We start from the raw sequence: 15,685 nt of genomic DNA on the forward strand, positions 1-15,685 counted from the left end.
CGTAGCCTTTGGCTTCGCCACCAAATTTCTTCGCCTGCACTACCGTCAGCGCCGCCGTCAGGGTCGTCTTCCCATGGTCGACGTGACCAATGGTTCCCACGTTTACGTGCGGCTTCTTTCGCTCAAACTTTTCCTTGGACACGATCGTAACCCTCTTTAAACTCTGTTCTCTAAAATTTCTAAAACTTAAGCCGATTTTTTAATCACTGCTTCAGCGATATTGTTTGGAGTCTCAACGTACTTGGAGAACTCCATGCTGTAGGTCGCGCGACCTTGCGACATGGAACGCAACGTAGTGGAATAACCGAACATCTCGGCCAGCGGCACTTCTGCCGTCACAACCTTGCCAGACGGAGAATCGTCCATACCCTGCACGATGCCGCGACGACGATTCAAGTCGCCAATCACATCACCCATGTAATCTTCAGGCGTAACCACTTCGACTTTCATCACCGGCTCCAGCAACACTGGGCTGGCTTTCATGAAACCATCTTTGAATCCCATCGAGCCCGCGATCTTGAACGCGTTTTCGTTGGAGTCGACATCATGGTACGAGCCATCAAATATCGTCACTTTGACATCCACGACCGGGTAGCCCGCCATTACGCCATTCTTCATGGCTTCCTGAATACCCTTGTCGACGGCTGGTATGTATTCGCGCGGCACCACACCACCAACGATGCCGTTGACGAATTCATAACCTACACCCGCCTCTTGCGGCTCCATACGCAACCAGACGTGGCCGTACTGACCGCGACCGCCGGATTGGCGCACGAACTTACCTTCAACCTCAACCTTCTTGCGCATGGTTTCGCGATACGCAACCTGCGGCGCACCGACGTTGGCCTCAACCTTGAACTCACGCTTCATACGATCAACGATGATTTCAAGATGCAACTCGCCCATACCGGAGATAATGGTTTGCCCCGTTTCTTCGTCGGTATGGACACGGAACGAAGGATCTTCCTGCGCCAGCTTGGACAGCGCCAAACCCATCCTCTCCTGGTCGCTCTTGGTCTTCGGCTCAATCGCCACCGAGATCACAGGTTCTGGAAAGATCATGCGCTCGAGAATAATGACCTTATTAATATCGCTAAGGGTGTCACCCGTGGTAACGTCCTTCAGACCTACCGCAGCAGCAATGTCACCGGCGTATACTTCTTTAATTTCTTCACGGGTATTGGCGTGCATCTGTACGATACGGCCGATACGCTCCTTGCGATCCTTTATCGAATTGATCACGGTGTCACCCGAGTTCAGCACGCCGGAATAAACACGGAAGAAGGTCAAGGTACCCACAAAGGGATCGGTCGCAATCTTGAATGCCAGAGCAGAGAACGCCTCGTCATCAGCTGGCCGACGCGTTGTTTCACTGTGATTGGCATCATTCATCATGCCTTTGACCGGCGGAACATCAACCGGGGACGGCAGGTAGTCAATCACTGCGTCGAGCATGGCCTGCACGCCTTTATTCTTGAAGGCAGAACCACACAGCGCCGGCATGATTTCCATTTTGCAGGTACGAATGCGCAGACCTTTCTTAATTTCCTCGCTACTCAGCTCACCAGTCTCGAGATATTTTTCCATCAATTCGTCAGAGGCTTCGGCCGCAGCTTCTGCCATCTTTTCGCGACACTCATTCGCCACATCTTGCAGTTCTGCAGGAATATCCCGCTCATCAAAGGTCATCCCCTGGTTTTCTTCATTCCAGTAGATCGCCTTCATGCGAATCAGATCAACGACGCCTTTGAAGCCTTCTTCAGCGCCAATCGGAATCACAACCGGAACCGGCTTGGCACGCAGACGATCTTCAATCTGCTTCATGACACGGAAGAAATCAGCACCAGCGCGGTCCATCTTGTTCACGAACACCAAACGCGGCACAGCATATTTGTTGGCCTGACGCCAAACGGTTTCAGACTGCGGCTGCACACCACCGACCGCACAAAACACAGCGCAAGCGGCGTCGAGCACGCGCAACGAGCGCTCTACTTCAATAGTAAAGTCAACGTGGCCGGGAGTATCAATGATATTGATGCGATGCTGCTCGAACTGCTTCTCCATCCCACTCCAGAAACAGGTTGTCGCCGCAGAGGTAATAGTGATACCACGCTCTTGCTCCTGCTCCATCCAGTCCATAGTCGCAGCACCGTCATGCACCTCACCAATCTTGTGAGAGACACCGGTATAGAACAGAACGCGTTCGGTCGTCGTCGTTTTACCGGCGTCGATGTGAGCCATGATGCCGATATTGCGATAGCGCTCAATTGGAGTCTTGCGTGCCACGTTGATATCCCTAATTCAATAAATCTGAGTTAAATAACCGTTACCAGCGATAGTGCGAGAAGGCCTTGTTGGCCTCTGCCATGCGGTGTGTATCTTCGCGCTTCTTCACGGCGGCACCACGATTTTCAGCGGCATCCATGATTTCGCCTGCCAGACGCAAGCCCATCGACTTCTCACCACGCGCACGGGCAGCATCTGTCAACCAACGCATTGCCAACGCATTGCGGCGATCGGAGCGGACTTCAACCGGCACCTGATAGGTAGCACCACCAACACGACGTGATTTCACTTCCACCATCGGACGGATGTTATTCAGCGCCTGTTCAAAAACTGCCAGCGGATCCTGCTTGCCACGCTCGACAACTTTTTCCAACGCGCCGTAGACAATACTCTCAGCAACCGACTTCTTGCCGCTCTTCATCACCACATTGACAAACTTCGCCAATTGCTCGCTTCCGAACTTTGGATCCGGCAGAATTTCACGCTTGGGAACTTCTCTTCTTCTTGGCATCGCAGATTACCTAATCTATTAAGCTCTTGAACGAATTAACTCTTTGGACGCTTGGAACCATACTTGGAACGACCCTGGCGACGGCCATCAACACCAGAGGTATCCAACGTGCCGCGCACGGTATGGTAGCGAACACCTGGCAAGTCCTTTACACGACCACCACGAATCAGCACGACTGAGTGCTCTTGCAAGTTGTGGCCTTCACCACCGATATAGCTCGATACTTCAAAGCCGTTGGTCAAACGTACACGAGCCACCTTACGCAAAGCCGAGTTTGGCTTTTTCGGGGTAGTAGTGTACACACGGGTACATACGCCACGCTTTTGGGGGCAGGAATTCAGCGCCGGAACTTTACTCTTCTCGGCCTTGCTCGCCCGCGGCTTGCGTACCAACTGATTAGTCGTTGCCATTTAGACCACCTAAATTCGTCCAAAAAATGAATAAAAACCCTGTCGCCGCCTTGCGCTTAACGCCCTTTGGCCACTAACAGTTAAAAATCAAAAAGTTACATGTAATCAGGGGCTGAAGCAGCAACCCTGTCGTCAAAGAAGCCGGAATTTTAGAGATGTGCCCGGCGACTGTCAAGCGACTTCGTGAGATAAATAGCCGTCTATACAATAAAAAACGGCGGGCTAGGCCTTCCCGCCGTTTCAGACTTGTGGGTCAGGGGTACCGACCCTCCCAGCGCCGGACCAATCCGGGACTGGGAAGCACTATTTATAGAGCTTTGCTCAACGCTTCTTCCACTTCGCTGGCCGTTGGCCCGGCCTTTTCAGCGGGTTTCAACTTCCCCAGAGCTGTCTCGGCACGCTTGCGGCGACGCTCGCTGTGGTAAGCCAGACCGGTACCCGCCGGGATCAGACGGCCCACGATCACATTTTCCTTCAAACCGCGCAGGTCATCCATCTTACCGTTGACCGCTGCCTCGGTAAGGACGCGGGTGGTCTCCTGGAAGGAAGCCGCAGAGATGAAGGACTCGGTCGCCAAGGAGGCCTTGGTTATGCCCAGCAGTACCGGGGTAAATACTGCCCCGATCTTGCCCTGTTCCGCCAACCTATCGTTTTCGTCCAGCACCCGGGCACGCTCGAGCTGCTCGCCCTTGAGGAATTTGCTATCGCCGGCGTTGTCGATCTCAACCTTACGCAACATCTGGCGAATGATGACCTCAATGTGCTTGTCGTTGATCTTTACACCTTGCAAGCGATAAACGTCTTGCACCTCGTTGACGATATAGTTGGCCAGATCGGAAACACCCAGCAGGCGCAGGATATCATGCGGTGTCGGCGAGCCATCGACAATCACTTCGCCACGCTCAACATGCTCACCTTCGAAGACGGTGATGTGACGCCACTTCGGAATCAGTTCTTCGTGACGCTCGCCATCCTTACCGGTAATGACCACTCGACGCTTGCCCTTGGTTTCTTTGCCAAAGCTGACAGTCCCGCTGATCTCGGCCAGCACCGACGGATCTTTCGGCTTGCGAGCCTCGAACAAGTCGGCAACGCGCGGCAGACCGCCGGTGATGTCGCGAGTCTTGGAAGTTGCTTGCGGGATACGGGCAATAACGTCGCCCACGCCCACCTCAGCACCGTCTTCCATACCCACGATTGCGCCTGCAGGCAGAAAGTACATGGCCGGAATATCAGTACCGGCAATACACAGATCCTTGCCATTGACATCCACGAGTTTAACCATCGGCCGCAAATCTTTACCGGCGGAGCCACGCTGTTTAGGATCGGTGATGACCAAACTGGTCAATCCGGTGACTTCATCCGTCGTACGTTGTACCGTTACACCTTCGGCAAAATCGCTGAAGCGAACGCGACCTGCCACTTCCGTGATAACCGGATGGGTGTGCGGATCCCAGTTGGCAACCACTTGACCAGCATCGGCAGTACCACCGTCGCCGACCGTCAATACGGCACCATAAGGAATCTTGTAACGTTCACGATCACGACCGAATTCATCAACCACAATCAATTCACCAGAACGCGATACTGCGACGTTGGTACCGCTCGCATGCTGTACCAGCTTGATGTTGTGCAGACGGATACGGCCCCTGGACTTAACTTGAACATTGTTTTCCGAAGCAGAACGCGACGCCGCACCACCGATATGGAAGGTACGCATGGTCAGCTGAGTCCCCGGTTCACCGATCGATTGTGCAGCGATAACGCCCACTGCTTCACCGATGTTCACCTGGTGACCGCGTGCCAGATCGCGACCATAACACGAGGAGCACACGCCGTAACGGGCTTCGCAACGGATCGGCGAACGGACAAATACCTGGTCGATACTTTCCTGCTCAAGGAGATCAACCCAACGCTCGTCGAGCAGCGTGCCTGTAGGTACCAGCACATCGCCGGAGCCCGGCTTCATCACATCAGCCGCGGTCACACGCCCCAGAACGCGCTCACGCAATGGTTCAACAACATCGCCGCCTTCGATCAACGGCATCATCATCAAACCGCCCGTGGTGCCGCAATCGTCATCGGTCACCACCAGATCTTGCGCCACGTCGACCAGACGCCGTGTCAAGTAACCGGAGTTAGCGGTTTTGAGCGCGGTATCGGCCAGACCCTTACGTGCACCATGAGTCGAGATAAAGTATTGCAGAACGTTCAGACCTTCACGGAAGTTCGCAGTGATCGGCGTTTCGATAATCGAGCCGTCCGGCTTGGCCATCAAACCACGCATCCCCGCAAGCTGACGAATCTGGGCTGCACTACCACGCGCACCGGAGTCGGCCATCATGAAGATTGAGTTAAAGGAAGGCTGACGCACTTCTTTACCTTCAGCATCCTTGACGAGGTCGGTACCCAGTTTATCCATCATCGCCTTGGCGACCTGATCGTTGGTATGCGACCAGATGTCAACGACCTTGTTGTAACGTTCGCCGTTGGTCACCAAACCAGAGATATACTGATTCTCGATCTCCTTCACCTCGGCGGCGGCGGCCTCAATGATCTGCTCTTTCTGATCCGGCACCACCATGTCGTTGACACCGATGGAAATACCAGCGCGCGTTGAATAACGGAAACCGGTATACATCAGCTGGTCAGCAAAGATAACCGTCGCTTTCAGACCCAGACGGCGGTAACAGACGTTGATCAGGCGTGAAACTGCCTTCTTGGTCAGCGTCTGGTTTACCAGATCGAAAGACAAACCTTCGGGCAGAATCTCAGCCAGCAGGGCACGACCCACCGTGGTGTCAAAAATCTTGGTTTCTGAACGGCGATTACCATTATCATCCTGCACTACCTGTGTCAGGCGGACTTTGACCTTGGAGCTGATCTGCACGGAACGGGTTTCCCAGGCGCGATGCACTTCGGCCAATCCACTAAAGACCATGCCTTCACCTTGAGCATTAATACGCTCACGAGTCATATAGTACAGACCCAAGACCACGTCCTGCGTCGGCACGATGATTGGCTCACCGTTGGCGGGCGACAACACGTTGTTGGTGGACATCATCAGGGCGCGCGCTTCCAGCTGCGCCTCCAGCGACAGCGGTATGTGCACCGCCATTTGGTCGCCGTCGAAGTCGGCGTTGTACGCCGTACAGACCAGAGGATGCAACTGAATCGCTTTGCCTTCAATCAACACCGGCTCGAATGCCTGAATACCCAAACGGTGGAGCGTCGGCGCACGGTTAAGCAGCACGGGATGTTCGCGAATAACTTCTTCAAGAATGTCCCAAACTTCCGGTCCTTCACGCTCAACCAGCTTCTTGGCAGCTTTGATGGTCGTCGCCAAGCCACGACGCTCAAGCTTGCTGAAGATGAAGGGCTTGAACAATTCCAATGCCATTTTCTTCGGCAGACCGCACTGATGCAGTCTCAGCGCCGGACCCACGACAATGACCGAACGGCCGGAGTAGTCGACACGCTTACCGAGCAGATTCTGACGGAAACGGCCTTGCTTACCCTTGATCATGTCGGCCAGTGATTTCAGCGGCCGCTTGTTGGTGCCGGTGATCACCTTGCCACGACGGCCATTGTCCAGCAGCGCGTCGACGGCTTCCTGCAACATGCGCTTTTCGTTGCGAACAATGATGTCCGGCGCATTCAGGTCCAGCAGGCGCTTCAAACGGTTGTTACGGTTGATGACGCGGCGATATAGATCATTCAGATCCGAAGTCGCAAAGCGGCCGCCATCCAGTGGCACCAATGGGCGCAATTCTGGCGGCAACACCGGCAGCACGGTCATTACCATCCATTGAGGGCGGTTACCAGACTCGATAAATGCCTCCATCAACTTGAGGCGCTTAGTCATCTTCTTGATCTTGGTTTCAGACGTCGTGCTTGGAATCTCCTCGCGGAGTTTGGCCACTTCCTTCTGCAGATCCATACGACGCAGCAATTCATGAATCGCCTCGGCACCCATGCGGGCGTCGAATTCATCACCGTGCTCTTCGATGGCATCCAGATAGGCTTCATCTGACAGTAACTGACCGCGTTCCAGCTGAGTCATGCCTGGCTCGATAACGACGAATGCTTCGAAGTAGAGCACGCGCTCAATTTCACGCAGCGTCATATCTAGCAACAGACCCATGCGTGATGGCAGTGACTTCAGGAACCAGATATGCGCAGTTGGGCTAGCCAGCTCAATGTGACCCATGCGCTCACGGCGAACCTTGGCGACAGTGACTTCAACGCCACACTTTTCGCAGATCACGCCACGATGTTTGAGGCGCTTGTACTTGCCGCACAAGCACTCATAGTCTTTCACAGGACCAAAGATCTTGGCACAGAACAAACCGTCACGCTCCGGCTTGAAAGTACGGTAGTTGATGGTTTCCGGTTTTTTCACCTCACCGAACGACCAGGAGCGGATTTTTTCCGGAGAGGCGAGTCCGATGCGAATGGCATCAAAATCGTCCGTATGACCCTGTTGTTTCAGCAGATTCATTAGATCTTTCAAGGTTGCTCTCCTAAATACTCGTCAGTTACGCCACGCGTCCTAAGAACATCGCTTACCAAAATCAATTGGTTTCAAGTTCGATGTCGATACCCAAGGCCCGGATTTCCTTCAACAGCACGTTGAAAGATTCAGGCATGCCGGCTTCCATCCGGTGATCGCCATCGACAATGTTCTTGTACATCTTGGTACGGCCGGTCACATCATCCGACTTGACCGTCAACATTTCCTGCAAGGTGTAAGCAGCGCCGTACGCTTCCAGCGCCCATACTTCCATCTCACCGAAACGCTGACCACCGAACTGAGCTTTACCGCCCAGAGGTTGCTGTGTGACCAAGCTGTACGGGCCGGTCGAACGCGCGTGCATCTTATCGTCGACCAGATGGTTCAGCTTCAACATATACATATAACCGACCGTCACCTGGCGTTCGAAGGCTTCACCGGTACGGCCATCAAACAAAGTGGTCTGACCTGAGGTCGACAACCCAGCCAGCTCCAGCATGTGCTTGATTTCGTCCTCAGTCGCACCGTCGAATACAGGCGTTGCCATCGGCACACCCTTACGCAGGTTACGGCACAAATTGACGACTTCGCTGTCAGTCAAGGAGTTGATGTCTTCTTTCTGACCGCTGGTGTTATAGATCTTATCCAGAAACTCGCGGATCTCGCCGATCTTGCGTTGCGCATCCAGCATCTCACCGATACGCAAACCAAGACCCTTTGCCGCCCAACCCAAGTGAGTCTCCAGAATCTGACCGATATTCATACGCGAAGGAACGCCCAGTGGGTTCAACACGATGTCGACTGGCTTGCCATCAGCGGAGTACGGCATGTCTTCCGCAGGCACGATCATTGAGATAACACCCTTGTTACCGTGACGACCCGCCATCTTGTCACCCGGCTGGATACGACGCTTCACTGCCAGATAGACCTTCACCATCTTCAGCACGCCTGGTGCCAGATCGTCGCCAGCGGTAAGTTTGGCCTTCTTCTCATCGAAGCGCTCGTCGATCTGCTTGCGACTCTGCTTGATCTGCTCGCCCAATTGCTCAAGCTGCTTGTTCGCGTCGTCGTTGCTCAGACGAATCTCGAACCACTTATCACGCGGCACTTCCTGCAAATAAGCCGCCGTGATCTTGTCACCGCTCTTCAGCTTTTTGGGACCACCGTCGGCCACCTTGTTCAGCAACAGCCTCTCAACGCGTTGATAGATGTCGTTTTCCAGGATGCGATACTGGTCGTACAAGTCTTTCTTGATGCGATCAAGTTCGGCCTGTTCGATTTCCAGTGCACGCTTGTCTTTGTCGACGCCATCGCGGGTGAAGACCTGAACGTCGATCACGGTACCGCTCATACCGGACGGCACGCGCAGCGAGGTATCTTTAACATCAGATGCCTTCTCACCGAAGATCGCACGCAACAGTTTTTCTTCCGGCGTCAGCTGGGTTTCGCCCTTCGGCGTAACCTTACCCACCAAGATATCGCTCGGATTGACTTCGGCACCGATATAAACGATACCGGATTCATCCAGTCGCGCCAGCGCGCTTTCACCCACGTTCGGGATATCGGCGGTGATTTCTTCCGAACCCAACTTGGTATCACGCGCAACACAGGTCAGCTCTTCGATATGAATCGTAGTCAGACGATCTTCCTGCACCACACGCTCGGAAATCAAAATCGAGTCTTCGAAGTTGTAACCATTCCAAGGCATGAACGCGACCAGCATGTTCTGACCCAGCGCCAACTCACCAGTATCGGTGGAAGGACCATCGGCCAGCACATCGCCACGCGCAATCACATCACCTGCTTTAACGAGCGGGCGTTGATTGATACAGGTGTTCTGGTTGGAACGGGTGTACTTGGTTAGATTGTAGATATCGACGCCTGGCTCACCGGCAACGGTCTCTTCATCGTTAACGCGCACAACCACACGCGCGGCATCAACCGAATCCACCACACCACCGCGACGCGCCACAACGGCAACACCAGAGTCGATGGCCACAGTACGCTCAACACCGGTACCGACCAATGGCTTCTCTGAACGCAGAGTCGGCACTGCTTGACGCTGCATGTTTGAACCCATCAAGGCGCGATTGGCATCGTCATGCTCCAGGAACGGAATCAAGGCAGAAGCCACCGACACGATCTGGCGCGGCGATACATCGACGAAATTGACGCGATCACGCGGCATCAGCGTGAATTCGTTCTTATGACGAGCAGACACCAGATCATCAACCAGATGACCGTTGCTATCGACTGCCACATTCGCCTGGGCGATGACAAATTCGCCCTCTTCGATCGCCGACAGGAATTCAATTTCACTGGTCAGCTTGCCGTCAACCACCTTGCGATAGGGAGTCTCAAGAAATCCATAGTCGTTAGTGCGGGCAAACATGGCCAGCGAATTGATCAAACCGATATTCGGACCTTCAGGCGTTTCGATCGGACATACGCGACCATAGTGCGTCGGATGTACGTCGCGAACTTCGAAACCTGCACGCTCGCGCGTCAAACCACCTGGCCCAAGCGCGGAGACACGACGCTTGTGGGTGATTTCCGACAGCGGATTATTCTGGTCCATAAACTGCGACAACTGGCTGGAACCGAAGAATTCCTTGACCACCGCCGATACCGGCTTGGCATTGATCAATTCCTGCGGCATCAAGCCTTCGGACTCGGCCATGCTCAAGCGCTCTTTGACTGCGCGCTCGACACGCACCAAACCGATGCGGAATTGATTCTCAACCATTTCACCCACCGAACGGACGCGACGGTTACCCAGGTGATCGATATCATCCACGGTATCGTTACCGTTCTTGATATTGATCAGCGCCTTGATGACATCAACGATGTCACGATTATCCAACACATTAGAACCGACAATCTCAGCGCGCTTCAGACGGCGATTAAACTTCATCCGACCGACCGCTGACAAATCATAGCGCTCTTCGCTGAAGAACAAATTATTGAACAGTGCCTGAGCGGCCTCTTTGGTCGGCGGCTCACCCGGGCGCATCATGCGATAAATTTCAACCTGGGCCTCGACATCGTCACGCGTAGCATCGATGCGCAAGGTTTCGGAAATATATGCCCCTTGGTCAAGATCGTTAGTGAACAACGTCTTGAACTCGGCCACACCTTCTTCGCGCAGCTTGGCCAGCAAATCAGCTGTAATTTCATCGTTGGCCGTCACTAACACTTCACCGGTCAGCTCATCAACGATATCGCTGGCAACGACCTTACCGATGACATACTCGTCCGGCACCAACAGGCTCTTCATCCCGGACTTTTCCATCTCGCGGATATGGCGTGCCATGATGCGACGTCCTTGCTCGACGAGGACCTTGCCACCTGCGCCCTTAATATCGAACAGCGCGGTTTCGCCTTTCAAGCGCTCTGGCACCAGCTCCAGCTCAATATCATCTTTGCCGAGGCGGAAGGTGTTAAACGCAAAGAATTCTTCCAGAATTTGCGGCGCGTTATAACCCAGGGCACGCAACAGAACCGTTACCGGCAATTTGCGACGGCGATCGATACGCACGAACAGATTGTCATTCGGGTCAAACTCGAAATCCAGCCACGAACCACGGTAAGGAATCACGCGCGCAGAAAACAGTAACTTACCCGAAGAATGCGTCTTGCCTTTATCGTGCTCGAAAAACACACCTGGCGAACGATGCAACTGCGATACGACAACACGCTCGGTACCATTGATGACAAAGGTGCCGTTCTCGGTCATCAGGGGCAATTCCCCCATGTAAACTTCTTGTTCTTTAATGTCTTTGACAGAGCGCTCAGCTGACTCCTTGTCAAAAATAGCCAACCGCACTTTAACGCGCAGCGGCGCGGAATAAGTCATGCCACGCATTTGACACTCACGGACATCGAAGCCCGGAGGACCCAAGCGATAGGTCACATACTGCAATTCAGCATTGCCGGTGTAACTCTGAATCGGGAAAACCGATTTGAACGCGGCGTGCAAACCCTGATCGGCACGCGCCTCGGGTTCTGCCTCAGCCTGCAAAAAACTGCGATAGGAATCCAGCTGGATCGCTAACAAATAAGGCACTTCAAGCGCACTTGCCTGTTTGCCAAAACTTTTCCGAATACTTTTCTTTTCAGTATACGAGTAGGCCATCGGATTTCCTCAAGTCTTAATACCAATTATTTGCGTTCATATAGCTGCCGTGGGCGCTACAGCAGCAAGAACGCGACCGGCTAAGCCCTAAAAATTGTGTATCTACGGTTCATCACCGCGATGTTTCGACAGCAAGAAAGGGCCGGTGGCACATTGCCACCAGCCCCCATGGATGCCATCAAAGCATCCAGCGCTGATTGAGACTTACTTGAGCTCAACCTTGGCGCCGGCTTCTTCCAGCTTCTTCTTGACTGCTTCGGCTTCGTCCTTAGAGACGCCTTCTTTGACCGCTGAAGGCACGCCTTCAACCAAGTCTTTGGCTTCTTTCAGGCCCAGGCCGGTGAGTTCGCGGACAACCTTGATGACGGTGACTTTGTTATCACCAAACGAGGTCATCACAACATTGAACTCGGTCTGTGCTTCAGCGGCTGGCGCAGCAGCACCAGGAGCAGCAGCAACTGCAACCGCTGCGGCAGCAGACACGCCAAACTTTTCTTCCATTGCTTCGATCAGTTCCACCACTTCCATGACGGTCATGTTGGCGATGGTGTCCAGGATCTGTTCTTTAGTAACAGCCATTTGAGTAACTCCTATAACGTTAAATATTCAAAATCAGATAATTTAAGCCTGCGATCAAGCAGCTTGCTGCTTTTGATCGCGAATCGCGGCCACGGTACGCACCAGTTTGCCAGGCACTTCGTTGAACGTGCGTGCGAGTTTCTCGATCGGCGCTTTCATCACGCCCATCAATATCGCAATCGCCTGTTCCTTGGTCGGCATCTTGGCCAGACGATCAATATCGCCTGGAGCCAACAACTTGCCGCCCACTGCCACAACCCTGACTTCGAACTTGTCACGACCCTTCGCGAAATCTTGGATCACTCGCGCCGCCGCACCCGGATCTTCCTGGGAAAAGGCAAGCACAAGCGGACCGACCAGCGAATCAGCCATACATTCAAAGTCAGTGCCTTGCACGGCACGACGCGCCAGAGTGTTTTTGACAACACGCAAATACACTCCGGACTCACGCGCTTTCTTCCGCAACTCAGTCATATCGGTCACAGACAGACCGGCATACTGAGCAGCAACTGCGGAATAAGCCGTTGCAGCGACGCCCGCGACCTCGGCAACGATGGCTTTCTTGTCTTCCAGATTGAGAGCCATAAATACCTCCTAAAGGTCAACTCTGGATTCCAGTTCGAAAACCGGTTTCCACCCTTTACGGCGACTCGTTCAGGAGCAATTCCCGTTCGAGCGGCACCGTCTACGTAGGCTACAACCTCGCGATTAAGGGCTTGCGGCCCGCCTACGGTCTTTGACATCCACCAGCGAACTGATGGCTCCAAAGTTCTTTCAACGCATCCCGCCTTCCGGCAGGATGCACTACAACTGTTCCCGAAACTAAGCTTCCAGGCTGGCGCGATCAACCACAATTCCCGGACCCATGGTCGAGGAGAGGGTGATCTTCTTCATGTAAATGCCTTTTGCGGTAGAAGGCTTGGCCTTGTTCAGGTCAGCCACCAGCGCATTGAAGTTCTCGCGCAGGGCCTTGGCATCAAACGTCGCCTTACCGATCGTGCAATGCACGACACCCGCCTTATCGGCGCGATAACGCACCTGACCCGCTTTGGCATTACGCACAGCACCCGCCACGTCTGGCGTCACGGTGCCGACTTTTGGATTCGGCATCAAACCGCGCGGCCCCAGGATCTGACCCAACTGGCCGACGATACGCATCGCATCAGGTGATGCAATCACAACGTCGAAATCCATCTTGCCAGCCTTGATCGTCTCAGCCAGATCTTCAAAGCCTACGATGTCAGCGCCGGCAGCTTTCGCCGCATCAGCGTTAGCGCCTTGAGCGAACACAGCCACACGCACCACTTTACCGGTACCGTTCGGCAGCACGGTGGAACCGCGCACAACCTGATCCGATTTGCGCGGATCGATACCCAGATTCACGGCCACATCGACGGCTTCGCTGAACTTGGCGGTTGCCAGTTCCTTCACCAGCGCGATGGCTTTATCAATGCTGTACTGCTGGCTGGGCGTAACCTTTGCCGCAAATACTTTTTCACGTTTGGTCATTTTTACCATGTCACACCACCCCTTCCGTTTCCAGCCCCATGCTGCGAGCGCTGCCCGCGATGGTACGCACGGCGGCGTTCAGATCGGCAGCGGTCAAGTCAGGCATCTTGGCGTTAGCGATTGCTTCCAACTGAGCACGGGTTACTTTGCCCACTTTCTTGGTGTTGGGGTTACTGCTACCGGATTGAATACCAGCAGCCTTCTTCAACAACACAGAGGCAGGCGGAGTCTTGGTGATAAAGGTGAAACTACGGTCGTTATAAACCGTGATCACCACTGGCAGGGGCAGCCCCTGCTCAACACCTTGAGTCTGGGCATTGAACGCCTTACAGAACTCCATGATGTTGACACCGTGCTGACCCAGCGCCGGACCGACCGGTGGACTGGGATTCGCCTTACCTGCAGGTACCTGCAGCTTGATATATGCTTGTATCTTCTTTGCCATTTTCGACTCCTATGGGTGCAACCGCCTCACGGCTCCCCGATTAATTACAATTACCCTTTTTCCACTTGGCCGAACTCGAGCTCGACCGGGGTGGAGCGCCCAAATATCAACACCGCCACACGCAAGCGGCTCTTTTCGTAATTCACTTCTTCGACCACACCGTTGAAATCGGCGAACGGACCATCGGTCACGCGCACCACTTCGCCTGGCTCGAACAACACTTTCGGCCGTGGCTTCTCCACGCCTTCCTGCACCCGTTGCAGGATACGCGTGGCTTCTTTATCACTGATCGGTGCCGGCTTATCACTGGTACCACCGACAAAGCCCATCACCTTCGGTACTTCCTTGACCAAGTGCCAGGTCTCATCGTTCATTTCCATTTGCACCAGGACATAACCGGGGAAGAATTTCCGGTCGCTCTTGCGCTTTTGTCCGGCACGCATTTCAACCACTTCCTCTGTTGGCACCAATATCTCGCCAAACAGCTCTTCCTTGCCCGCGTGACGAACACGATCCTCCAGGGAACGCCGCACTGCATTTTCAAACCCAGAGTAAACATGCACCACGTACCAACGCTTTGCCATGCCCCTAACTCCCTTGACCGGTCAACGCTTCAACCAACCACAGCAATGTCGAATCCAGCAACCATAAGAACAACGCCACAACAAACACCATCCCGACCACTACTGCGGTGGTTTGAAGGGTCTCTTTGCGCGTCGGCCGCACCACTTTCTTTACTTCAAGCTGGGCTTCACCCACAAAGCCCCAGGTACGACGTCCGACTTCCGTCTGGAAAGCGACCGCAAGCGTCACGCCCGCTGCCAGCAATAACCCGATCACTCGCAGAAACAGCGATTGATCCTCGAAATAATAAAAGGCCGTGATGCCTCCTGCGAGAATCAGCCCAGCGATTGCCAACTTAACCTTGTCCATCATCCAACTATCGATCCTGCCGATTTGGCAGGCCAGGAGGGTCTCGAACCCCCAACCTGCGGTTTTGGAGACCGCCGCTCTGCCAATTGAGCTACTGGCCTAAATTAATCATTATTGAGAAACGAGTAACGAGCGACGCAGGTTACCACCCGCGCCGCTCGAAATCATCTATTTTCTCGTGAACTACAACCCAGCGTCCGGCGGGTTGCAGCTCGCTATTATCACTCAATTACCTTAGCGACGACACCTGCGCCGACGGTGCGACCGCCTTCACGGATGGCGAAGCGTAAGCCTTCTTCCATCGCGATCGGGTTGATCAGGGTCACGACCATGCCGACGTTGTCGCCGGGCATGACCATTTCGA

Annotated in this window: 13 protein-coding genes and 1 tRNA gene; all 14 read right to left on the reverse strand. The window is 54.0% G+C overall.

The window, feature by feature from the left end:
* Positions 1-142, reverse strand: a 142-nt coding sequence (gene tuf, locus HY272_13545) for an elongation factor Tu (GenBank protein ID MBI3773708.1), incomplete at its 3' end; no start/stop codon positions are given.
* A 44-nt stretch (positions 143-186) separates the two neighbouring features.
* Positions 187-2,286 carry an elongation factor G gene (gene fusA / locus HY272_13550; protein ID MBI3773709.1) on the reverse strand — a complete coding sequence of 700 codons (2,100 nt, stop codon included), beginning with the start codon at positions 2,284-2,286 and terminating at the stop codon, positions 187-189.
* Between the two features lie 40 nt (positions 2,287-2,326).
* Positions 2,327-2,797 carry a 30S ribosomal protein S7 gene (gene rpsG, locus HY272_13555; GenBank protein MBI3773710.1) on the reverse strand — a complete coding sequence of 157 codons (471 nt, stop codon included), beginning with the start codon at positions 2,795-2,797 and terminating at the stop codon, positions 2,327-2,329.
* A 35-nt stretch (positions 2,798-2,832) separates the two neighbouring features.
* Positions 2,833-3,207 carry a 30S ribosomal protein S12 gene (rpsL, locus tag HY272_13560; protein MBI3773711.1) on the reverse strand — a complete coding sequence of 125 codons (375 nt, stop codon included), beginning with the start codon at positions 3,205-3,207 and terminating at the stop codon, positions 2,833-2,835.
* A 307-nt stretch (positions 3,208-3,514) separates the two neighbouring features.
* Complete coding sequence (gene rpoC / locus HY272_13565) at positions 3,515-7,720, reverse strand: DNA-directed RNA polymerase subunit beta' (protein MBI3773712.1); 4,206 nt, start codon at positions 7,718-7,720, stop codon at positions 3,515-3,517.
* Between the two features lie 61 nt (positions 7,721-7,781).
* Positions 7,782-11,855 carry a DNA-directed RNA polymerase subunit beta gene (gene rpoB / locus HY272_13570; GenBank protein MBI3773713.1) on the reverse strand — a complete coding sequence of 1,358 codons (4,074 nt, stop codon included), beginning with the start codon at positions 11,853-11,855 and terminating at the stop codon, positions 7,782-7,784.
* A gap of 204 nt (positions 11,856-12,059) precedes the next feature.
* A complete protein-coding gene (rplL, locus tag HY272_13575; GenBank protein MBI3773714.1) occupies positions 12,060-12,434 on the reverse strand; it encodes a 50S ribosomal protein L7/L12 in 375 nt (124 codons plus the stop codon).
* Positions 12,435-12,488: 54 nt separating this feature from the next.
* The gene (gene rplJ, locus HY272_13580; protein MBI3773715.1) at positions 12,489-13,019 is read right to left on the reverse strand and encodes a 50S ribosomal protein L10; all 531 of its coding nucleotides are present in this window, start codon (positions 13,017-13,019) and stop codon (positions 12,489-12,491) included.
* 237 nt (positions 13,020-13,256) lie between these two features.
* The gene (rplA, locus tag HY272_13585) at positions 13,257-13,943 is read right to left on the reverse strand and encodes a 50S ribosomal protein L1 (protein MBI3773716.1); all 687 of its coding nucleotides are present in this window, start codon (positions 13,941-13,943) and stop codon (positions 13,257-13,259) included.
* Positions 13,944-13,953: 10 nt separating this feature from the next.
* Positions 13,954-14,388, reverse strand: coding sequence for a 50S ribosomal protein L11 (gene rplK / locus HY272_13590; protein MBI3773717.1), 435 nt, complete (start codon positions 14,386-14,388; stop codon positions 13,954-13,956).
* A gap of 50 nt (positions 14,389-14,438) precedes the next feature.
* Entirely contained in the window at positions 14,439-14,972 is a 534-nt protein-coding gene (gene nusG / locus HY272_13595) for a transcription termination/antitermination protein NusG (protein ID MBI3773718.1), read from the reverse strand.
* Between the two features lie 4 nt (positions 14,973-14,976).
* The gene (gene secE / locus HY272_13600) at positions 14,977-15,324 is read right to left on the reverse strand and encodes a preprotein translocase subunit SecE (GenBank protein ID MBI3773719.1); all 348 of its coding nucleotides are present in this window, start codon (positions 15,322-15,324) and stop codon (positions 14,977-14,979) included.
* A 22-nt stretch (positions 15,325-15,346) separates the two neighbouring features.
* A tRNA-Trp gene (locus HY272_13605) sits at positions 15,347-15,422 on the reverse strand.
* A gap of 120 nt (positions 15,423-15,542) precedes the next feature.
* On the reverse strand, positions 15,543-15,685 hold a 143-nt coding region (gene tuf / locus HY272_13610; protein ID MBI3773720.1), incomplete at its 5' end, for an elongation factor Tu.

The organism is Gammaproteobacteria bacterium (assembly GCA_016200485.1).
In the GTDB taxonomy this organism is placed as follows: domain Bacteria; phylum Pseudomonadota; class Gammaproteobacteria; order Tenderiales; family Tenderiaceae; genus JACQEP01.

Coding starts and splice junctions, on each gene's coding strand:
- rplA (MBI3773716.1), bottom strand. CDS start 13,943: ATGACCAAACGTGAAAAAGTATTTGCGGCAAAGGTTACGCCCAGCCAG.
- rpsG (MBI3773710.1), bottom strand. CDS start 2,797: ATGCCAAGAAGAAGAGAAGTTCCCAAGCGTGAAATTCTGCCGGATCCA.
- rplJ (MBI3773715.1), bottom strand. CDS start 13,019: ATGGCTCTCAATCTGGAAGACAAGAAAGCCATCGTTGCCGAGGTCGCG.
- secE (MBI3773719.1), bottom strand. CDS start 15,324: ATGATGGACAAGGTTAAGTTGGCAATCGCTGGGCTGATTCTCGCAGGA.
- nusG (MBI3773718.1), bottom strand. CDS start 14,972: ATGGCAAAGCGTTGGTACGTGGTGCATGTTTACTCTGGGTTTGAAAAT.
- rplK (MBI3773717.1), bottom strand. CDS start 14,388: ATGGCAAAGAAGATACAAGCATATATCAAGCTGCAGGTACCTGCAGGT.
- rpsL (MBI3773711.1), bottom strand. CDS start 3,207: ATGGCAACGACTAATCAGTTGGTACGCAAGCCGCGGGCGAGCAAGGCC.
- rplL (MBI3773714.1), bottom strand. CDS start 12,434: ATGGCTGTTACTAAAGAACAGATCCTGGACACCATCGCCAACATGACC.
- rpoB (MBI3773713.1), bottom strand. CDS start 11,855: ATGGCCTACTCGTATACTGAAAAGAAAAGTATTCGGAAAAGTTTTGGC.